Origin of the sequence: Paracoccus aeridis (assembly GCF_004923205.2) — a bacterium.
GTDB classification, from domain to species: Bacteria; Pseudomonadota; Alphaproteobacteria; order Rhodobacterales; family Rhodobacteraceae; genus Paracoccus; species Paracoccus aeridis.
In genome coordinates this window covers 23,789-42,717 of sequence record NZ_SELD02000043.1, presented here as the reverse complement: position 1 = coordinate 42,717, position 18,929 = coordinate 23,789, and the positions used below count along the sequence as shown (strand labels likewise).

The 18,929-nt window shown below is 68.0% G+C and carries 19 protein-coding genes; 5 read left to right on the top strand and 14 right to left on the bottom strand.

Features of this window, described 5'->3' with window-relative positions; genetic code table 11:
* The first annotated feature begins 126 nt into the window (after nt 1-126).
* Nucleotides 127-2,781, top strand: coding sequence for a DNA mismatch repair protein MutS (gene mutS, locus ELI80_RS12760; protein ID WP_136652309.1), 2,655 nt, complete (start codon nt 127-129; stop codon nt 2,779-2,781).
* On the opposite strand, the gene ELI80_RS12755 is transcribed toward mutS, so the two are convergent.
* Genes ELI80_RS12755 through ELI80_RS12745 form a run of 3 tightly spaced genes read right to left on the bottom strand, consistent with a single transcriptional unit; the run spans nt 2,718 to nt 5,821 of the window.
* A complete protein-coding gene (locus ELI80_RS12755; protein ID WP_136652308.1) occupies nt 2,718-3,560 on the bottom strand; it encodes a glycosyltransferase in 843 nt (280 codons plus the stop codon). The genes mutS and ELI80_RS12755 overlap by 64 nt on opposite strands.
* Nucleotides 3,561-3,573: 13 nt before the next feature.
* Entirely contained in the window at nt 3,574-5,079 is a 1,506-nt protein-coding gene (locus ELI80_RS12750) for a glycosyltransferase 61 family protein (RefSeq protein WP_136652307.1), read from the bottom strand.
* A gap of 22 nt (nt 5,080-5,101) precedes the next feature.
* Complete coding sequence (locus ELI80_RS12745; RefSeq protein WP_136652306.1) at nt 5,102-5,821, bottom strand: DUF1013 domain-containing protein; 720 nt, start codon at nt 5,819-5,821, stop codon at nt 5,102-5,104.
* A gap of 153 nt (nt 5,822-5,974) precedes the next feature.
* On the opposite strand from ELI80_RS12745, the gene ELI80_RS12740 reads away from it, so the two are divergent.
* A complete protein-coding gene (locus ELI80_RS12740) occupies nt 5,975-6,619 on the top strand; it encodes a ribonuclease T2 family protein (protein ID WP_136652305.1) in 645 nt (214 codons plus the stop codon).
* A gap of 254 nt (nt 6,620-6,873) precedes the next feature.
* On the opposite strand, the gene ELI80_RS12735 is transcribed toward ELI80_RS12740, so the two are convergent.
* Both ELI80_RS12735 and ELI80_RS12730 read right to left on the bottom strand, forming a co-directional pair.
* Nucleotides 6,874-7,869, bottom strand: coding sequence for an NAD(P)H-quinone oxidoreductase (locus tag ELI80_RS12735; protein WP_136652304.1), 996 nt, complete (start codon nt 7,867-7,869; stop codon nt 6,874-6,876).
* On the bottom strand, nt 7,866-8,546 hold the full coding sequence (locus ELI80_RS12730) for a COQ9 family protein (RefSeq protein WP_136652303.1): 681 nt from the start codon (nt 8,544-8,546) through the stop codon (nt 7,866-7,868). Before ELI80_RS12730 ends, ELI80_RS12735 begins: the two co-directional genes overlap by 4 nt.
* 95 nt (nt 8,547-8,641) lie before the next feature.
* Here ELI80_RS12730 and rpsU point away from each other — a divergent pair, with 95 nt between their 5' ends.
* Complete coding sequence (rpsU, locus tag ELI80_RS12725) at nt 8,642-8,848, top strand: 30S ribosomal protein S21 (RefSeq protein WP_011748553.1); 207 nt, start codon at nt 8,642-8,644, stop codon at nt 8,846-8,848.
* 182 nt (nt 8,849-9,030) lie between these two features.
* Here rpsU and ELI80_RS12720 read toward each other — a convergent pair whose 3' ends face one another.
* Nucleotides 9,031-9,489 (bottom strand): Lrp/AsnC family transcriptional regulator, encoded by a 459-nt coding sequence (locus ELI80_RS12720; protein ID WP_201740635.1) that lies wholly within the window; start codon nt 9,487-9,489, stop codon nt 9,031-9,033.
* A gap of 148 nt (nt 9,490-9,637) precedes the next feature.
* On the opposite strand from ELI80_RS12720, the gene ald reads away from it, so the two are divergent.
* Nucleotides 9,638-10,756: an alanine dehydrogenase gene (gene ald / locus ELI80_RS12715; RefSeq protein WP_136652301.1), complete on the top strand. Its 1,119-nt coding sequence runs from the start codon at nt 9,638-9,640 to the stop codon at nt 10,754-10,756.
* A gap of 66 nt (nt 10,757-10,822) precedes the next feature.
* Here the strand turns inward: ald and mscL are convergent, their stop codons facing one another.
* Entirely contained in the window at nt 10,823-11,302 is a 480-nt protein-coding gene (gene mscL / locus ELI80_RS12710; RefSeq protein WP_136652300.1) for a large conductance mechanosensitive channel protein MscL, read from the bottom strand.
* Nucleotides 11,303-11,402: 100 nt separating this feature from the next.
* Between mscL and ELI80_RS12705 the strand changes: the two genes are divergently transcribed.
* Nucleotides 11,403-12,107, top strand: a complete 705-nt coding sequence (locus tag ELI80_RS12705) for a glutathione binding-like protein (RefSeq protein ID WP_136652299.1) — start codon at nt 11,403-11,405, stop codon at nt 12,105-12,107.
* 42 nt (nt 12,108-12,149) lie between these two features.
* Here the strand turns inward: ELI80_RS12705 and pheT are convergent, their stop codons facing one another.
* The 7 genes from pheT to pyk all read right to left on the bottom strand — a co-directional run bounded on the left by pheT (nt 12,150) and on the right by pyk (nt 18,808).
* On the bottom strand, nt 12,150-14,555 hold the full coding sequence (gene pheT, locus ELI80_RS12700) for a phenylalanine--tRNA ligase subunit beta (protein ID WP_136652298.1): 2,406 nt from the start codon (nt 14,553-14,555) through the stop codon (nt 12,150-12,152).
* Nucleotide 14,556: 1 nt separating this feature from the next.
* Nucleotides 14,557-15,123: a hypothetical protein gene (locus ELI80_RS12695; protein WP_136652297.1), complete on the bottom strand. Its 567-nt coding sequence runs from the start codon at nt 15,121-15,123 to the stop codon at nt 14,557-14,559.
* Nucleotides 15,120-16,202, bottom strand: a complete 1,083-nt coding sequence (pheS, locus tag ELI80_RS12690) for a phenylalanine--tRNA ligase subunit alpha (RefSeq protein WP_136652296.1) — start codon at nt 16,200-16,202, stop codon at nt 15,120-15,122. Before pheS ends, ELI80_RS12695 begins: the two co-directional genes overlap by 4 nt.
* A gap of 140 nt (nt 16,203-16,342) precedes the next feature.
* Nucleotides 16,343-16,723: a 50S ribosomal protein L20 gene (gene rplT / locus ELI80_RS12685; protein ID WP_136652295.1), complete on the bottom strand. Its 381-nt coding sequence runs from the start codon at nt 16,721-16,723 to the stop codon at nt 16,343-16,345.
* A gap of 15 nt (nt 16,724-16,738) precedes the next feature.
* Nucleotides 16,739-16,939, bottom strand: coding sequence for a 50S ribosomal protein L35 (rpmI, locus tag ELI80_RS12680; RefSeq protein WP_017998717.1), 201 nt, complete (start codon nt 16,937-16,939; stop codon nt 16,739-16,741).
* Nucleotides 16,940-17,080: 141 nt separating this feature from the next.
* Nucleotides 17,081-17,305 carry a hypothetical protein gene (locus tag ELI80_RS12675; protein ID WP_136652294.1) on the bottom strand — a complete coding sequence of 75 codons (225 nt, stop codon included), beginning with the start codon at nt 17,303-17,305 and terminating at the stop codon, nt 17,081-17,083.
* Nucleotides 17,306-17,359: 54 nt separating this feature from the next.
* On the bottom strand, nt 17,360-18,808 hold the full coding sequence (pyk, locus tag ELI80_RS12670; protein ID WP_136652293.1) for a pyruvate kinase: 1,449 nt from the start codon (nt 18,806-18,808) through the stop codon (nt 17,360-17,362).
* Between the last annotated feature and the right edge of the window lie 121 nt (nt 18,809-18,929).

Sequence of the window (18,929 nt, the reverse complement as noted above, 5' to 3'; positions counted from 1 at the left end):
GAAACCTCCCCTGTTCCGATGCGGCGAGGGTGCGCGCGGGCGCGTCGCCTGTCCACCGGAACCTGCGCCCGAACGGTTCCCATCGGCCGGCCCGCGCCCTAGAACCGTCGAAACCCAAGGTGCCCGATGACCGACCAGCCGACCCCGATGATGGCCCAGTATCTCGCGATCCGCGACGCCAATCCGGGGGCGCTGCTGTTCTATCGCATGGGCGACTTCTACGAGATGTTCTTCGACGACGCGGTCGCCGCCGCCGCCGCGCTGGACATCGCGCTGACGAGGCGCGGGACCCATCTGGGCCAGCCGATCCCGATGTGCGGGGTGCCGGTCCACGCCGCCGAATCCTACCTGCTGACGCTGATCCGCAAGGGCTTCCGCGTCGCCATCGCCGAACAGATCGAGGACCCGGCCGAAGCCCGCAAGCGCGGCGCGAAATCCGTGGTCGCCCGCGACGTGGTGCGGCTCGTCACCCCCGGCACGCTGACCGAGGAATCGCTACTGGAAGCGCGGCGCCACAACTTCCTCGCCGCGTTCGCGCAGGTCCGCGACGACTGCGCGCTGGCGTGGGTCGACATCTCGACCGGCGCGCTTCGGGTCGCGCCCTGTCCGCCCGCGCGGCTGGCGCCCGAACTCGCCCGCCACGCCCCCCGCGAACTGCTGGCGCTGGACGGATCGCGGCTGGACGACGTGGCGGCGGAAGCCGGGGCGGCGCTGACCGAGCTTTCGGCGGCAAGCTTCGACAGCCAGTCGGGCGCGCGCCGCCTGTGTGCGGCCTATGGGGTCGAGACGCTGGACGGCTTCGGCAGCTTCGGCCGGGCCGAACTCGCCGCGATGGGCGCGATCGTGGACTACCTCGAACTGACCCAGCGCGGGCGGATGCCGCGCCTTGCGCCCCCGGTTCGCGAAAGCGGCGCCGGCGCGATGCAGATCGACGCGGCGACGCGCCGGAACCTGGAGCTCACGCAGGCGCTGTCGGGCGGGCGCGACGGCTCGCTGCTGGCCGCCGTGGACCGCACCGTGACCGCCCCCGGCGCGCGGCTGCTGGAACGCCGCATCAGCGCGCCCAGCCGCGATCTTGCGGAAATCCATCGCCGCCAGGCCGCCGTCGCGCATCTGGTGGACGACGCGCGCCTGACCGCCGATCTGCGCGACAGCCTCGCCCGCGTGCCGGACATGGACCGGGCGCTGTCGCGCCTTGCGCTGGAACGCGGCGGACCGCGCGACCTCGCCGCCATCCGCAACGGCCTGTCCGCGGCGATCCGCATCGCGGGGATGCTGGACGACGGGGACGCGCTGCTGGCGGATGCGGCGCGCGACCTGACCGGGCACGACGACCTGATCGCGCTTCTGGACGACGCGCTGGTGGCCGAGCCGCCGCTTCTGACCCGCGACGGCGGGTTCGTCGCGCAGGGCTACGATCCCGACCTGGACGACACGCGCGCCCTTCGCGACGAAGGGCGCGGCGTGATCGCCCGGATGCAGGGCGAGTTCATCGCCGAGACCGGCGTGTCCAGCCTCAAGATCAAGCACAACAGCGTGCTGGGCTACTTCATCGAGACGACGGCTACCCACGCCGAGAAGATGCTCGCCCCGCCGCTGAGCGCGCGCTTCATCCACCGCCAGACGACCGCCAGCCAGATCCGCTTCACCACGGTGGAACTGAGCGAGCTGGAAACCCGCATCCTCAACGCCCGCGACCGCACGCTGGAGATCGAGCGCGAGATCTACGCCCGCCTCGTCGCCGCCGTGCTGGAGGCGGGGCCGCGCATCGGCCAGACCGCGCGCGCGCTGGCGGAAATCGACCTTGCCGCGGCCTTCGCGGACCTTGCGAGCGCCGACGGCTGGACCCGGCCGCGCGTCGACGACAGCCGCGCCTTCGTGGTCGAAGGGGGCCGCCACCCGGTCGTGGAACGCGCGCTCAGGCGCAAGGGCGAGCCGTTCGTCGCCAACGACTGCGCGCTGACGACGGGCGACACGCCCGCGATCTGGCTGCTGACCGGGCCGAACATGGCCGGTAAGTCGACCTTCCTGCGGCAGAACGCGCTGATCGCGGTCCTCGCGCAGGCGGGCGCGTTCGTGCCGGCGGCACGCGCGCATCTGGGCCTCGTCTCGCAGCTGTTCAGCCGCGTGGGCGCGGCGGACGACCTCGCCCGCGGGCGGTCCACCTTCATGGTCGAGATGGTGGAAACCGCCGCGATCCTGAACCAGGCCGACGCGGGCGCGCTGGTGATCCTGGACGAGATCGGGCGCGGCACCGCGACCTGGGACGGGCTGTCGATCGCCTGGGCGGTGCTGGAACACCTGCACGCGCAGAACCGCTGCCGGGCGCTGTTCGCGACCCACTACCACGAATTGACCCAGCTTGCCGCGAAGCTCGAAGGGGTCGAGAACGCGACCGTCGCCGTGCGCGAATGGGAGGGGGAGGTGATCTTCCTGCACGAGGTCACCAGGGGCGCCGCCGACCGCAGCTACGGCGTGCAGGTCGCGCGGCTCGCGGGGTTGCCTTCGGCAGTCGTGGACCGGGCGCGCGACATTCTTGCGGCGCTGGAATCAGGCGCGCGCGAGGGCGGCGCGAAGCCCGCCGCGCTGATCGACGACCTGCCGCTGTTCCGCGCTTCGCCGCCAGCCGCGCCGGCGGCGAAGGTTTCGGCGGCAGAGGCGCGCCTGCGCGAGATCACGCCGGACACGCTGACCCCGCGCGAGGCGCTGGAGCTGGTTTATGAGCTGGTTGGGTTGGTTGACGTCGGCCGCAATGTCTCGAAGTCGAACCCGATCAAGTAGGGGAAGTCCCGCTCGAGGCACTCACTGAACTCCTTCTGCGGGATGGGAACATACATCTCGCCTGGTCTATCTGGATTCATCGGGATGGAGTCTGATGGCCATTTCAGAACGAGAGCTCCCAGGTGACTTTGATCAACAAAGTGATCCATGCGCCGCTGGACTGCGAAGTGACCGAAATGAAAGACAGTCCGTCCTGCACGTTTCGGGCGGATCGCCAACCCCGCGCTGAAGAACGCCTGATTGTATCGCCAGAAACCAATTGGCCGATCCCGGTATATCGACACCGCCAGGTTGCGCCCAAAAGAAATCGCGAAAGGTCGGAGGTCGCGCATGCGCTCACAATGGACCTTCAGCCGTTCGATAAACCGGATGCTCAGGCAGTCGTCGTCGTCCAGGCGGAACTGAGCAAACTCAGAAAGATTGATGTTCAAGTCGTTACATGTTGCAATCACCGCAGAGCCGACGTCGGTCGGCGGGTAGAAGCGCAGAACAACATGAGGCACTTTCGCGCATAGTTCCTCAAGCTTGCTCCGGTACTTCTCGGGCATGCGATCCGATGAAAGCACCAGAAACAGAAAATCCTTGTCTGTCTGCCGTGCCATCGATGCTAACGTAAGGTTCTCGAAGGAGCGCAGCCGCGCCTCCAGGCGTTCAGGCGCAAAGAGTTCCGTCGCTGCACTTTCGTAAACCGATTCGAGCGCGTCGTCGGAAACATCGCGGTATGCCTGCCAATCCCCTCGCCCTATCAGTGCAAACCGGCAAACCCCGACAATACGCATTCACGCTGTCTCCTTACGAACGTGTCCGATTCCGTTCCTTAGCGTCAGAGGAAACAGGCCAGTGACGGGCGGAGAATTCGTCAATGTGCTTCAAGATCCTTTCTGCTGCCAATTCGCCGATATGAATTCCACGATGCCCGCTCGAAATAGCTGGAATGTCTTCCGCAGCGCCGTAGCCCTCGACATCCGCAAAAACGGTGGAATAGGCGCAGCTCGCGACATGGGCGTTACCGAGAAAGTCACCCCATCGGTGCAGCTGCGTCTGCGGCGTACCAACCTCGATGAACAGGGCGCGACGGTTGGCGAACAGCATATGCGCAAATCCCGCCCCATGTGGTCCGACTACGATGTCGGCACCATTGATCATCGCTATCTGTTCAAGAGGCGTCAGTTTCTCAAGATAGGCCACGGTGAAGTCGCGCCGGCGCAATTCTCCGAGCAATTCGTTCTCGCGCGCGTTTGGGCGGTTCTTGTTATCCGGACTGTTCGGATCGCGCCCGATCCACAGGCGCTTGGGGCGGTCCTGCTGTGGCAATCCTCTCACCCGCTCCAGCGCGTCGTGCCTCAGATGCCGCATTCCAGTGTCAAACGTCGATTTCGACAGAAACTTGCGACAGGCCCGGTCCGAGCCAAGACGCCGCCACGGATCGTCCTGCGGAAGCTCCGAAAACGCGATGTCGATCGCCGCATCACTGGACTGGTAAAGGTAGTGCCGATGGTTATAGACCAGACGAGCGGCATCATACTTGACCATCTTGTCGATGTAGCTGACGCGATGCGCCAAGCCCGGATAGATGTCGCTGACGTAACCTTGAACAAAGTCCTTGAGGTCATCTACCCGCGGCAGATGTATGAAGATGCTTGCTTGCGACCGAACGCGAGCAATCACGGAAAGCTGAGGCATCGTCTCGGTCAGAAAGTGATAGAAGTTGAAGCCATTCCTCGCATCGACGACAAATGGAGCGTCGTCGTCGCCAGGGTCCGCCACTTCCATCCCATGATGCGCTTCCTGTTTGCGCTGCTGGAACTCGGCATTCAAGCGCCGCTCGGCATTGGCATCCAGTCGGTCCAGAACGGCCTTCCAGACCCGATCCCCCGCCGCTGCGCTGAGTACCAGTTTCCCCTCGATGGAAATGCGACGTCGTCCTGCAACAAGATTGCGGGCCAGCACCAGCGACGAAAGCGTCTCAAACACCGGGGGATTGGTGGGCGTGCGCCAGCGGGGATCTATCCGCCTCCGCATCTTCCTGTTTACGGTTTCGCTCTCAGTCGCGACAATCTGCCGAACCCGTGCTGCCGGCCGCTTCTTCAGCAGCTTGCCGGGCGGACCGAGATAGCACAGCCCCTTGTCTGTACCCGGGAAAAAGAAGTCGTGGGCAGAGAACACGTTTTCCAAAAGCAATCCCTGATGCAATGAACGTGAGCCAGTTTGCAGCGTAACACGGCCGAATTGCCTTGCTGCGATTGCGGTGTTGCAGCGAGCTTGGAACAGCTCGCTCGCGATCAGCGGATGCCGCACCTACCTCAAGAAGCCGGCAGCCTCACTCCTCCTCATCCCCCTTGGGCAGGTTGAAGAAGCTGTCGGCGTCCACGTCGTCGGTGCGCTTGCCCTCGTCGCGGGTCAGGCTGAACCCCTCGAGCCCGGCGATCCCCGCCGGCATCCGCGGCTCGTCGGCCATCCCCAGGCTGCTTTCGGTCGACACCAGCTTGCGGCGCTCGTCGTCGGTCATCACCTCGGGCTTCGACTTCGCGGCCTTCTGGACGGCGGCGTCCAGCTCGGTCTGGCGGCACAGGCCCAGCGCGACCGGGTCGATCGGGGTGATGTTCTGGATGTTCCAGTGGGTGCGGTCGCGAATCGCCGCGATGGTCGGCTTGGTCGTGCCGACGAGCTTGGCGATCTGCGCATCCGCCAGCTCGGGATGGAACTTCACCAGCCACAGGATCGCGGCCGGACGGTCCTGGCGCTTCGACAGGGGCGTGTAGCGCGGGCCGCGGCGCTTTTCCTCGCCCTCGGCGGCGGGGTTGTGCTTCAGCTTCAGCTTGTAGGCCGCGTCCTTCTGGCCCTTCTCGATCTCCTGCGGGTCAAGCTGGTTGGACGCGACGGGGTCGAACCCCTTGACGCCGGTCGCGACGTCGCCGTCGGCGATGCCCTGGACCTCGAGCTCGTGCAGGCCGCAGAAATCGCCGATCTGCTTGAAGCTGAGGGTGGTGTTGTCGACCAGCCAGACGGCGGTGGCCTTGGCCATCAACGGCTTGTTCATGGGTTGCTCCTTCGCAAACGTATCCTGTCCGGTGAAACCGGGCGGCGCGGGGCGCCATTCCGCAATTTCGGGAATTGAGGCGCAATATACGCAGAAGGACCGGGTGTTTGAAGCCCCTTTTGCCGTGCCTGCGGGGCAGCTACGCTCGCGCGCATGAAAGCCCTTCTCGCCGCCGCGGCCGCCCTGCTGGTCGCCCACGGATCCTGCCCCGCGCTCGCGGCGGAGGATGTGGCGGGAGAGTTCGACTACTACGTCCTCGCGCTCAGCTGGTCGCCCGCGTGGTGCGCGACGGAAGGCCGCGGCCGGGACGAGCCGCAGTGCGATCCCGAAAGGCGCACCGCCTTCACCGTCCACGGCCTGTGGCCGCAATACGAGGACGGATGGCCCGCCGACTGCGCCACGTCGCAGCGCGATCCCTCGCGCCGCGACAGCGCGGCGATGGCCGACGTCATGGGGTCGGGCGGGCTTGCCTGGTACCAGTGGCAGAAGCACGGCCGCTGTTCGGGCCTGTCCGCGCGAGGCTACTACCAGGCGGTGCGCGACGCCGCCGCCGCGGCCGAGGTGCCGGCGCTGCTGAAGATGCTCCCGCGCGACGTGAACCTGCCCGCGTCGGTCATCGAGGACGCGTTCATCCAGGCCAACCCCGACATGACCCGCGACGGCATCACCGTGACCTGCAACGGCACGCGGCTGGACGAGGTGCGGATCTGCCTGACCCGCGACCTTCAGCCGCGCGACTGCGCCCCCGACATCCGCCGCGACTGCCGGGGCGCGCTGCTGATGGAAGCGCCGGGCTGAGGCGCCGGCGCCGCTTCCGCCGACGCGCCGCATGGATAATCACGGGCAGAAGATCGGTGCCGTCAACCCGGTGTGAAGATGTTTCGGCGACCCTGTCCGGGCGGAACAGGCGGGGACGCCGATGGCCGTGACAGGAGATGCCTCACCCCGCACGGACGAGCGCCGCTGCGGGGTGCGTGCCCCCGTCCCATCTTCTGTCCGGAAATATCCCCGCCGGAGGCTCCGGCGCTTGAGGTTCTCCGGGACACGCGCGATCAGTCCTCGCCGGCCACCCGCAGGACGATCTTGCCGATGTGATCGCCCTGCTCCATCCGCCTGTGGGCTGCGGCGGCATCGGCCAGCGCGAACTCCTGGTCCATGACCGGGCGCAGCTTTCCGGCCTCGACCATGGGCCAGACGTGGCGGCGCAGCTCGTCGGCGATCCGGGCCTTGGCGAGATCCGATTGCGGGCGCAGGGTCGATCCGGTGATCGTCAGCCGCCGCGACATGACCGGCGCGAAGTTCAGTTCGACCTTCGGCCCGCCCAGGAAGGCGATGAACACCAGCCGCCCGTCATCGGCCAGCGCACGGATGTTGCGCGGGATGTAGTCGCCACCCACCATGTCGAGGATCAGGTCGGCCCCGCCCTCGTCCTGCAGCGCCTCGACGAAGTCGTCGGTGCGATAGTTGATGGGCTGGGCGCCCAGCGCCGCGCAGGCCGCGCATTTCTCGTCCGATCCGGCGGTGGCCCAGACGCGGGCGCCCAGCGCGCGGGCGACCTGGATCGCCGTGGTGCCGATCCCGGAGGATCCGCCGTGGACGAGAAACCGCTCGCCCGCCTGCAGCTTCCCGCGCATCACCACGTTGGACCAGACGGTGAAGGCCGTTTCCGGCAGGCACGCGGCCGCGCGAAGGGTCACGCCCTGCGGGACCGGCAGCGCGTGGTCGGCGTGGGTGGCCACGTATTCGGCATAGCCGCCGCCGGGCAGCAGCGCGCAGACCGCGTCGCCGATCTGCCAGCGCGTGACGCCCGGACCGACCGCGGCGACATGGCCGGAACATTCCAGCCCCGGCAGGTCCGACGCCCCCGGCGGCGGCGCGTAGGCGCCCAGCCGCTGCAGCACGTCGGGCCGGTTCACCCCGGCATAGGCCACGCGAATCACGATCTGCCCCGGGCCCGGCATCGGCACCGTCCGCCGCGCCGGCGTCAGCGTTTCCGGCCCGCCGGGCTGCGAGATCTCGATCGCGGTCATGTCGTCGGGAAGGTTCATCTCGTGGCTCCGTCGTTGCGCCGCGTCCCGCCCGGTGCGGCAAACCGGCTGTCGCGCGGGGGGCTGGTGATCCAGCCGGTGGCGAAATCGGCGAGCGTGCCCACCCCCGGCACCCTGCGGGCCGCGGCCTTGAGCTTCTCGAACCGCATCACGTCGTCGATCCGGCGGTCGATGAAGGCGCGGGTGTCGGCCCGCCCCTCGGAATAGTCGCCGAGCCAGTACAGCACCACGGCGCCCCACACCGACGACAGCGTGGCCCGCTTGGTCCACCAGTTCACGTCGTCGGACCTGTCGCCCAGCGCCGTCCAGACCGTGTCGGCCGTTTCCCAGACGAGCCGCGCGCCCAGGGCCGCGTTCTGCGGCAGCGCCATGACAGACGCGCCTGCGCGCACCAGCTCGGGGTCGGACGCGCAGACCCTGCGCCACAGCGCATCGGCCACGCGGTCCCGGAACCGTCCGGCGGGCGGATCGGCCCGCAGCGCGGCGCGCAGGGCCGCGTCGCCGCGCCGGTGGTACGCCGCCGCGAGCCCCGCGCCGCCCTGCGGGAACATCGCCCGCGCCACGTCCGGCGAGATGCCGATGTCGCGCGCGCCCGCCACCAGCGCACGGTCGTTCATCCCCTCGAACGGGACGTGCAGCAGCGCCGCATCCAGCAGCCTGTCGGTCGCGTCATTCATCGTCGTCCTCCGCTGGACAAGCCGGGGCAGTCGGGCTATAGGGCCGCTTCCTGCAGATCAGATCAACTCTAACCTAGGAAGGTGGTGACAACCACATGCAGGTGAGCGTTCGCGACAACAACGTCGAACAGGCGCTTCGTGCCCTGAAGAAGAAACTTCAGCGCGAAGGGGTCTTCCGCGAAATGAAGCTGAAGCAGCATTTCGAGAAGCCGTCGGTCAAGAAAGCCCGTGAAAAGGCCGAGGCCGTCCGCCGCGCCCGCAAGCTGGCCCGTAAAAAGGCCCAGCGCGAAGGCGCCCTCTGAGGGACTTGAGAAAGCCCCTTACGGGTCTTGCGAAGGCGCGCTGTCCGACGAGCGAGCCATGAGTTCAGGAAACCCCCGCAGCCCTGGCCGCGGGGGTTTCTTCTTCCCGGCGTGTCAACGGACGGTCGCGGCTTCTCGGAGCACCCGCAGGTTTTTGCCCGCGCACTGCAGCCCTATCGCCCTCACACCGGCAGCGCCGTCGTCTGCACGACCGTCCGCAGCGAAAACGACGACTGCATCTGCGCGACGCCCGGCAACCGGGCGAGGTGCTGTCGGTGGATGCGGGCGAAATCGTCGGTGTCGGCGGCCAGCACCTTCAGCAGGTAGTCGGCCGTCCCCGCCATCAGGTGGCATTCCAGCACGTCGGGGATGGCGCGGACAGCCTTTTCGAAGGCGTCGAGCACCGCGTCGCCCTGACCCGAAAGCGTGATCTCGACGAAGACGGTTGTCGTGCGGTCCAGGCTGCGCTGGTCCAGCAGCGCGACGTAGCCTGCGATCACGCCCGCCTGTTCCAGCCGCTGGACCCTGCGGTGGCAGGCGCTGGCCGACAGGTTCACCCGTTCGGCAAGGTCCGCGTTCGATATCCGCCCCTCTTTCTGCAGCGTCGCAAGGATGCGCCGGTCGGTATCGTCGATCTGGATCATTCCGGCGGTTCCTTCGGCCCAACACGCAGAATGCAGCAGGATCTTCACCTGACCCCGCCGGCTCGCCGGCAGATAAGCAGAAATCTTCCGCACTGTCATGACAGGATCGCGACAGGGGAGCGCTTTGCGAAGGGGAGGAAGTCGCATGCACGTCGGTTGCCCGAAGGAAATCAAGCCGCAGGAGTTCCGGGTCGGGCTGACGCCGGACGCGGTGCAGGAATTGGTGGGGCGCGGCCACCGCGTATCGATCCAGGCCGGTGCCGGGACGGGCGCGGGGTTCACCGATCCGGACTACTCCGCCGCCGGGGCCGAGATCGCGCCGGACGCGACGTCGGTGTTCGCGGCGGCGGACATGATCGTCAAGGTCAAGGAACCGCAGGCCGGCGAGCGCGCGATGCTGCGCGGCGGGCAGCTTCTCTTCACCTACCTGCACCTCGCGCCCGATCCCGACCAGACGCGCGACCTTCTCGCGTCGGGCGCGACCGCGATCGCCTATGAAACCGTGACCGACGCCCGCGGCGGCCTGCCGCTGCTTGCGCCGATGTCCGAGGTGGCGGGCCGGCTTGCGCCGCAGATGGGCGCTTGGGCGCTGCAGAAGGCGAATGGCGGTCGGGGCGTCCTGCTTGGCGGGGTGCCCGGCGTGCAGCCGGCGCGGGTCGTCATCATCGGCGGCGGCGTCGTTGGAACGGCGGCCGCCCGCGTGGCGGTCGGAATGGGCGCCGACGTGACGGTGCTGGACAGGTCGCTGGCGCGGCTGTCCTATATCGACGACATCTTCATGGGCCGGCTGAAGACGCAGTATTCCAACACCGGCGCGATCGCGGACCTGCTGCCGACCGCGGACGTGGTGATCGGCGCGGTCCTGATCCCCGGCGCGGCCGCGCCCAAGCTCGTCACCCGCGCGCAGCTGTCGACGATGCTGCCGGGGTCGGTGCTGGTCGACGTGGCGATCGACCAGGGCGGCTGTTTCGAGACGTCGCACGCGACCACCCACGAGGATCCCGTCTACACGGTCGACGACGTGCTGCACTACTGCGTGGCCAACATGCCGGGCGCGGTCGCCCGCACCTCGACCCAGGCGCTGGGGAACGCGACGCTGCCGTTCGTCGTGGCGCTGGCCGAGCAGGGCTGGCGCGCGGCCTGCACGTCCGATCCCCACCTGCGGGCGGGACTGGCGGTCCACGACGGCGTCCTGACCTCACCCCCCGTCGGCGCGGCGCTGGGGCTGGAGGCCCGCACGCCCGAGGCGCTGCTGGGGCTTTGACCGCAGCGGCGGTTCACGCGACGGAAAACACGGCGGGCCGGGTCGTCCCCCGCCCGCCGGTTCGGGTCAGCGCAGCTGCGCCGGATCGTGGGAACCGGCCGGGCCGGCAGTCCGGCCCATGTCGGGCCGGGCGGCCAGCAGGTCGCGGATCTCGGCCAGCAGGGCTTCCTGCGAGGGGCCGGCCGCGGAAGCCTCGGCTTCCTGCTTGCGCATGGCGCGGTCCTTGATGTTGTTCACGCCCTTCACCAGCAGGAACACGACGAAGGCGATGATCAGGAAATTGATGACCGCCGTGATGAAGCTGCCATAGGCGAACACGCCGACGCCGGCGTCGCGCGCTGCCCGCAGCGTCGGATAGTCGTTGCCGTCGAGCGGGTAGAAGTAGTTCGAAAAATCGGTGTTGCCCGTGATCAGGCCAAGCACGGGCTCGATCAGGTCGCTGACGAGCGAGGTGACGATCGCCGTGAACGCGGCCCCGATGATGATGCCGACGGCCATGTCCATGACATTGCCCTTGGCGATGAAATCACGAAATTCCTTGATCATGGCGAGCCCTTTCGTCGTTGATGCAGGCAAGGCTCCTGCTAGGGTCGGGGTACCATGACACGCAGCAGTAAACAAAAGATTGAACGCGGGAGGCCCGAGATTGGCTGATCTGAGTGGATTTCCGATCACAAGGCGCTGGCCGCCGCGCCGCGCGGACGTGATCCAGCTGTATTCGCTGCCGACGCCGAACGGGGTCAAGGCGTCGATCATGCTCGGGGAATGCGGGCTGGACTATGACGTCCACCGCATCAGCATCGGCGACCCCGAAGACCAGATGACGCCCGAGTTCCTGTCGCTGAACCCCAACAACAAGATCCCCGCGATGATCGACCCGGACGGGCCGGGGGGCGAGCCGATCGGCCTGTGGGAATCCGGCGCGATGCTGATCTATCTCGGCGACAAGACCGGGCGCTTCCTGCCGCGCGAGGGGGCCGCGCGGTATCACACCATCCAGTGGCTGATGTTCCAGATGGGCGGCGTGGGGCCGATGTTCGGCCAGATCGGCTTCTTCCACCGCTACAAGGGCCGCGAGATCGAGGACAAGCGCCCGCTTACCCGCTACGTCAACGAGGCCAAGCGGCTTCTCGGCGTCATCGACCGGCAGCTTGACGGGCGCGACTGGATCACCGGCAACTATTCCATCGCCGACATCGCGATCGCGCCGTGGGTGCGGACCCTGCGGACCGGGTACGAGGCGCAGGACCTGGTCGGCCTTGACGACTTCCGGAACATCGCCCGCTGGGTGGACCGTTTCACCGCCCGGCCGGCGGTGGAAAGGGGCCTCGACGTCCCGCCCCGCGAATGACCGCGGGGGCGCCGGCCCGATTCGGGTCGGCGCCCGCCCGCCTCAGCTGCGCAGCGTGCCGCCGGTCGCCCTGGCGACCTTTTCCACGATCTTCGCCGCGACCGCCTCGATCTCCTTGTCGGTCAGCGTCTTGTCGCGGGGCTGGAGACGCGCGGTGATCGCGACGGACTTCCTGCCCGCGCCCATCTGCGCCTCGGCCTTTTCGCCCGCGAACTGGTCGAACACGCGCACGCTTTCGATCAGCGCCTTGTCCGCGCCCTGCGCCGCGTTGACGATGGTCAGCGCCTCCACGCCCGCGTCCACCACGAAGGCGAAATCGCGTTCGACCGCCTGCAGGTCGCTGAGGTTGAGCGCGGGGCGCGTCGGCGTCTTCACCTTCGGCAGCGGCACGTTCGCGACGTGGACCGTGAACGCGACCGCCGGCCCCTTGACGCCCATCGCCTTGAGGACGCGCGGATGCACCTCGCCGAAGGTGGCGAGCCGGTTCGGCCCCAGCGCGATGTTGCCGGCGCGGCCCGGATGCCACCAGCCGTCGAGCTTGCGGTCAACCTGCGCCCGGGCGGGCGCGCCGATCGTGGAAAGGATCGCCTCGGCGTCGGCCTTGGCGTCGTAGACATCGACCGGACGGCGCGACCCGAAGGCGTCGCGGGGCGCGCTGGCCCCGACCAGAAGGCCGGTCAGCTGCACCGTCTGCTCACCCGGCTCGCCGCCCGAGAAGACCGGCCCCAGCTCGAACAGCGCCAGGTCGGCAAAGCCGCGCGCCTGGTTCCGCGCCGCCGCCGCCAGCAGGCCGGGCAGCAGGTCGGGGCGCAGGTGCGACATCTCGCTGCTGATCGGGTTCTCGATCCTGACCGCGTCCGAGCCGCCGCCGAACAGCGCCGCCGAGGCTTCGTCGATGAAGCTGTAGGTGACGCATTCGTTGTAGCCGAGCGCCGCCGCCATCCGCCGCGCCGCGCCCTCGCGCCGCTGCAGGGGCGTCAGGACGGGCTGCGGCACGCCCGGGCGCGGACGCGGCAGGGGCTTGCCCTCGAGCCGCGACAGGCTCGCAATGCGGGCGACTTCCTCGATCAGGTCGGCCTCGCCCTGCACGTCGGGGCGCCACGGCGGCACCCACGCCATGTCGCCGTCCATCCGGAAGCCGAGCGCTTCCAGCGTCGCGCGCTGCCGCGCCTCGGGGATCTCCATCCCCACGAGGCTCTGCGTCCGCGCCGGGTCCAGCCGGTAGGCGCGCGCAGTGTCGGGCGCCGCCCCCGCCTCGACCACGCGGCTCGCCTCGCCCCCGCAGAGATCGAGGATCAGGCGCGTCGCCGCCTCCAGCCCCGGGCGCGTGAACGCGGGGTCCACGCCGCGCTCGAAGCGGTAGCGCGCGTCCGAGTTGATCTTGAGCGCGCGCCCCGTCGCGGCGATCCCGATCGGCTGCCAGTAGGCGCTTTCAAGGAACACGTCCGTCGTCGCCCCGGTCACGCCCGACGCCTCGCCGCCCATGATCCCGGCAAGGCTTTCGGGGCCCTGGTCGTCGGCGATCACGAGGTCGCTCTCGCGCAGGTCGTAGGTCTTGCCGTCGAGCGCGAGCAGGCTCTCGCCCGCCTTCGCGCCGCGCACGGTCAGGTCGCCGTGGACGCGGGCGGCGTCGAAGACATGCAGCGGGCGGTTGAGGTCGAAGGTGAACAGGTTGGTGATGTCCACCAGCGTCGAGATCGGGCGCAGCCCGATGGCCCGCAGCCGCTGCTGCAGCCAGTCGGGGCTGGGGCCGTTCGTCACGCCGCGGATCAGCCGGCCGGTGAAATGCGGCGCGCGCGCCGTGGCCTCCGGCGCGATGGTGACGCCGATGGGGGAGTCGAAGCTGCCCTCGACCGGCGGGATGTCGAGCGGCTTCAGCGTCCCCAGCCCCCGGGCGGCGAGGTCGCGGGCGATGCCGCGGATGCCCAGCGCGTCGGGGCGGTTGGGGGTGATCTTGATCTCGAACACCGGGTCGATCTTCTCGGGCGCGTTCTCGGCCAGCCAGTCGGTGAACCGCTGCCCGACCTGCCCCGAGGGCAGCTCGATGATGCCGTTGTGTTCGTCCGACAGCTCCAGCTCGCGTTCCGAGGCCATCATGCCGTGGGATTCCACACCGCGGATCTTTCCCACGCCGAGGGTGGTGTCGATCCCCGGCACATGGTCTCCGGGCTTGGCCAGCACGCCGACCAGCCCCGCCCGCGCGTTCGGCGCGCCGCAGACGACCTGCTTCTCGCCCTCGTCGGTTTCCACCCGCAGCACCCGCAGCCGGTCGGCGTCGGGATGCGGCTCGGCCTGCGCGATCCGGGCGAGGGTGAAGGCGGAGAGCTTGGAGGCGGGATCGACGACCTCCTCGACCTCAAGCCCGAGGTCGGTCAGCGCGTCGGTAATCTCGGTCAGACTCGCCGTGGTGTCGAGATGGTCACGGAGCCAGGAGAAGGTAAGCTTCATGTTAGCCTCCGCTCCATTTTGCAACGAAGCCAAGAGAAATGGACAATACCCCGATTGTAGTAAGGAAGGCCAAGAAACCTCTCTCAAAAGTCGCCAACTTCCCGCCCCACCGACAGATGATGATAGCAGATGAAAGAAATGCAGCGCCGAGGAGCATCACGACATTCGAGGGGGACGAAAAAAAACTGCGAGTAAACCTAAGCACTGCTCCGGGAGCAAAAGTTGCAGTAGATAAAAAAAGGAAGCAGATACAGCCCCATAGAGCACCATATCCTCCGGCCAGAAAAGAAACAACTTCCTCAAAAAAAGATTCGGAAGCCTGATTGCTTGAGTTGGTAGTAGCTTGTTTTGTAATTATAAACAATTGCACGATGTCGAATATCAACAGCGCCGTGAGGAATAGAATACCAGGAATAGCAAGGGCCGCCAAAACCGAATTAGTGACGAGTGCATCATTGATGTCCTCTGGCTTAGGAGGCCTACCAATAACTGCAGTGGCTACGCTGCCTAGAGCAATGATCGTTCCAGAAGCTATCCAAATCCTCTCAATATGCTTTTCTTTACTCACCGCGACAACCCCCCGCTCACACTCGGCACATCCCCTGCCGCAAACCCATAATGCCGCAGCCACCGCAGATCGCCATCGAAAAACGCCCGCAGATCCGGAATCCCGTACTTCAGCATCGCGATCCGGTCGATCCCCATGCCGAAGGCAAACCCCTGCCACTCCGCCGAATCCACCCCCGCCGCGGCAAGCACCTTCGGATGCACCATCCCCGAGCCGAGGATTTCCAACCACGACTCGCCCTCGCCGATCTTCAGCTGCCCGCCGGACCAGTCGCAGCGGATATCGACCTCGGCCGAGGGCTCGGTGAACGGGAAATGCGAGGCGCGGAAGCGCAGTTCGACCGAGGGCACCTCGAAGAAGGCGCGGCAGAATTCCTCCAGCGTCCATTTCAGGTTCGCCATCGAGATGTCCTTCCCGATCGCCAGCCCCTCGACCTGGTGGAACATGGGCGTGTGGGTCTGGTCCATGTCCATGCGATAGACGCGGCCCGGCGCGATCACGCGGATCGGCGCGCCCTGCGCCTGCATGGCGCGGATCTGGACGGGCGAGGTGTGGGTGCGCAGTACGTGGGGCGGGCGGTTGTCGCCTGTCGCGCGCGCCATGAAGAAGGTGTCGTGTTCCTGCCGCGCGGGATGTTCGGGCGGGATGTTCAGCGCGTCGAAGTTGAACCAGTCGCTTTCCACCTGCGGGCCTTCGGCCACGGCGAAGCCCATGTCGGCGAAGATCGCCGTCACCTCCTCCATCACCTGGCTCACCGGGTGGATCGTGCCGTGCGGGCGGGGGCGGCCGGGCAGCGTCACGTCCAGCCATTCCGACTTCAGCCGCTCGTCCAGCGCCGCGTCGTCCATCGCCGTGCGGCGGGCGCGGAGCGCGGCGTCGATCTCGTCCCGCAGGCGGTTCAGGCTCGCGCCGCGGATCTGGCGCTCCTCGGGCGTCATGCGGCCGAGTTCCTTCATCAGCCCGCTGATCTCGCCCTTCTTGCCCAGCGCGGCCAGCCGCACCTCCTCCAGCGCGGGGGCATCGGCCGCATCGGCCACGCGGGCAAGCCAGGTCGAGCGCAGGGTGTCGGTGTCGGTCATCGGGGCCTCGCGGAAATTGCCGGGCGGGCTTAGCACGCGGCGCACGGGCGCGGAAGCCACCGGGCGCCGGGCAGGACGCGTCAGAACGAAAGAACCCGCGCCGGGGCGCGGGTTCGGGCAGCCTGGAAGGGTCGGGCCGGTCAGGCGGCGACGGCCTGAGTGCCGGCGGCCGCCTTTGCCTGGGCCACGATGGCGTTGAACGCCTCGGGCTCGTGCACGGCGAGGTCGGCCAGGACCTTGCGGTCGACCTCGATCCCGGCCTTCGACAGCGCGGCGATAAAGCGCGAATAGGTCATCTCGGCATCCACCGCGCGGACGGCGGCGTTGATCCGCTGGATCCACAGCGCGCGGAAGTTGCGCTTGCGGGTCTTGCGGTCGCGGGTCGCGTACTGGTTGGCCTTGTCGACGGCCTGCGTCGCGGTGCGGAAGTTCCGCGAGCGGTTGCCGTAATAGCCCTTGGCGGCGTCAAGGACCTTCTTGTGGCGGGCGTGGGTGACCTTGCCGGATTTCACACGGGACATGTCTCGGCTCCTCGATCAGCGGTTGTAGGGCATGTATTTCTTGACGATCTTCGCGTCCGCGTCGGACAGGATCATGGTCCCGGTCACGTCGCGGATGAATTTCGTCGAGCGCTTGATCATGCCGTGGCGCTTGCCTGCGGGGCCGGCCTTGACCTTGCCCGAGGCCGTCATCGAGAACCGCTTCTTCGCGGCCGCCTTGGTCTTCATCTTCGGCATTTTCTTCTCCTCGAAGTCAGAGTGAACGCGCGACTCGGCAATGCCATCCGGCCGGCCGCGCGGGATCGAAGGGCGCCCTATACAGGGGGCGCCGACCGCTTGCAAGCGGTCGGCGGCAGCGATGCGGGATCGCCTGCGCGGTCAGGCGCGGATGTCGCCCTGCAGCAGCCGCTGCCAGGCCAGGCCGAGGTCGTGGATCTGGAACGGGGTCGGGTCCATCCACGCCGCCGCCACGATTGCGGCGATGCCGGCGACCGCCGCCACGGCCGCGCCGCGCGGCGGCTCGGTCCGGGCCAGCGCCACGACGAGAAGGACGATGGACAGCGCCACGGCGGCAGTGCCGAGAAGTATCAGGATGTCAGTCATTTCGGATGTCCGTTCGTATGCCTGCGCGTCTCGCCGGCAGTCTGCGGGGCGCGTCTATTCCGGGTCGGTTCGATAGATCAACCGCTCGTCGCAGGGGGCGACGCGAAGAATGTTGGTCGATCCCGCAGTGTTGAACGGCACGCCCGCGATCACGATGATCTGGCGTGACGGGTCGGCGAACTCGAACTCCCGCGCCGCGACGACGGCGTTGACGACGGCCTGCCGGAAGCGTTCGAGCGCCGGGGTGAGCACGCAGTGCGCGCCCCAGACCAGCGCCATCCGCCGCAGCACGTCCGGCTGCGACGACATTGCGATGATCGGCACCCGCGGACGCTCGCGCGCGGCCAGCCGCACGGTCGTGCCCGACTGGGTATAGGCGCAGATCGCGGCGATGTCGGTGGTTTCCGCGATCTCGCGCGCGGCGACGGCGATGCTGTCGGCGACCGAGGTGCGGTTGGCGGTGCTGCGCGAGCTTTCGATCACCTCGCGGTAGACCGGGTCGCTTTCAACCGAGCGGGCGACGGCGTCCATCGTGCGGACCGCGTCGACGGGGAAATGCCCGGCCGCCGATTCCGCCGACAGCATGATCGCGTCGGCGCCTTCGTAGATGGCGGTCGCGACGTCGCTGACCTCGGCGCGGGTGGGCATCGGGCTTTCGATCATGCTTTCCAGCATCTGCGTCGCCACGATCACGGGCGTCGCCGCCTGCCGGCAGGCGCGGACCAGCCGCTTCTGGATCGGCGGCACGGCGTGGACCGGAAGCTCGACCCCCAGATCCCCCCGCGCGACCATGATCCCGTCCGAGACCTTGAGGATTTCCGAGAATGCGCGCACGGCGGCCGGCTTCTCGATCTTGGACAGGATCGCGGCGCGGCCGCGGGCAAGGCCGCGCGCCTCGATCACGTCCTCGGGGCGCTGCACGAACGACAGGGCAAGCCAGTCCACCCCCGCCTCGCAGGCGAATTCCAGGTCGGCGCGGTCCTTGTCGGACAGCGCGGCCAGGGGCAGCACCACGTCGGGGACGTTCACGCCCTTGCGGTCGGAGATGGTGCCGGCGGCGATCACGGTGCACTCGGCGAAGTCAGTCCCGCACGCATCCACCCGCAGGCGGATCTTGCCGTCGTTGACCAGAAGCTTCGATCCGGGCTCGAGCGCCGCGAAGATTTCCGGGTGCGGCAGCTGCACCCGCTGCCCGTTCCCCGGCGCGGGGTCGAGGTCGAAACGGAACCGCTGGTCCACGACAAGCTCCACCGGGCCGGCCGCGAAGGTGCCCACGCGCAGCTTCGGTCCCTGAAGGTCGGCCAGCACGGCGATGGGCCGGCCCAGATCCGCCTCGATCCTGCGGATGATCTGCAGCCGGCCGAGGTGATCGGCATGGCTGCCGTGGCTCATGTTCAGGCGGAACACGTCGGCCCCTGCCTCGAATAGGGCGCGGATCGTCGCTTCGTCGGCCGACGCGGGCCCCAGTGTCGCCACGATCTTGACGTTGCGGTGCCGTCTCATCCGATATCCTTCCGTCCCGTCGCGCGGCGCTTCCGGTCGCGAGGTCTGTATGTCGCAACCGCACCGTGGCGGCAACTGGCAGACCGGAAAGGCGCGGGCTATATCGCGGCAATGCAACAAG

What these genes read in the sequence shown, in the direction of transcription:
- rplT (WP_136652295.1), bottom strand. Translation starts at nt 16,723, where the DNA reads ATGTCCCGTGTGAAATCCGGCAAGGTCACCCACGCCCGCCACAAGAAG.
- ELI80_RS12735 (WP_136652304.1), bottom strand. Translation starts at nt 7,869, where the DNA reads ATGAACCTTCCCGACGACATGACCGCGATCGAGATCTCGCAGCCCGGC.
- pheS (WP_136652296.1), bottom strand. Translation starts at nt 16,202, where the DNA reads ATGACCGACACCGACACCCTGCGCTCGACCTGGCTTGCCCGCGTGGCC.
- pheT (WP_136652298.1), bottom strand. Translation starts at nt 14,555, where the DNA reads ATGAAGCTTACCTTCTCCTGGCTCCGTGACCATCTCGACACCACGGCG.
- ELI80_RS12730 (WP_136652303.1), bottom strand. Translation starts at nt 8,546, where the DNA reads ATGAATGACGCGACCGACAGGCTGCTGGATGCGGCGCTGCTGCACGTC.
- ELI80_RS12675 (WP_136652294.1), bottom strand. Translation starts at nt 17,305, where the DNA reads ATGACTGACATCCTGATACTTCTCGGCACTGCCGCCGTGGCGCTGTCC.
- ald (WP_136652301.1), top strand. Translation starts at nt 9,638, where the DNA reads ATGCACGTCGGTTGCCCGAAGGAAATCAAGCCGCAGGAGTTCCGGGTC.
- ELI80_RS12740 (WP_136652305.1), top strand. Translation starts at nt 5,975, where the DNA reads ATGAAAGCCCTTCTCGCCGCCGCGGCCGCCCTGCTGGTCGCCCACGGA.
- ELI80_RS12755 (WP_136652308.1), bottom strand. Translation starts at nt 3,560, where the DNA reads ATGCGTATTGTCGGGGTTTGCCGGTTTGCACTGATAGGGCGAGGGGAT.
- mutS (WP_136652309.1), top strand. Translation starts at nt 127, where the DNA reads ATGACCGACCAGCCGACCCCGATGATGGCCCAGTATCTCGCGATCCGC.
- pyk (WP_136652293.1), bottom strand. Translation starts at nt 18,808, where the DNA reads ATGAGACGGCACCGCAACGTCAAGATCGTGGCGACACTGGGGCCCGCG.
- rpmI (WP_017998717.1), bottom strand. Translation starts at nt 16,939, where the DNA reads ATGCCGAAGATGAAGACCAAGGCGGCCGCGAAGAAGCGGTTCTCGATG.
- mscL (WP_136652300.1), bottom strand. Translation starts at nt 11,302, where the DNA reads ATGATCAAGGAATTTCGTGATTTCATCGCCAAGGGCAATGTCATGGAC.
- ELI80_RS12745 (WP_136652306.1), bottom strand. Translation starts at nt 5,821, where the DNA reads ATGAACAAGCCGTTGATGGCCAAGGCCACCGCCGTCTGGCTGGTCGAC.
- rpsU (WP_011748553.1), top strand. Translation starts at nt 8,642, where the DNA reads ATGCAGGTGAGCGTTCGCGACAACAACGTCGAACAGGCGCTTCGTGCC.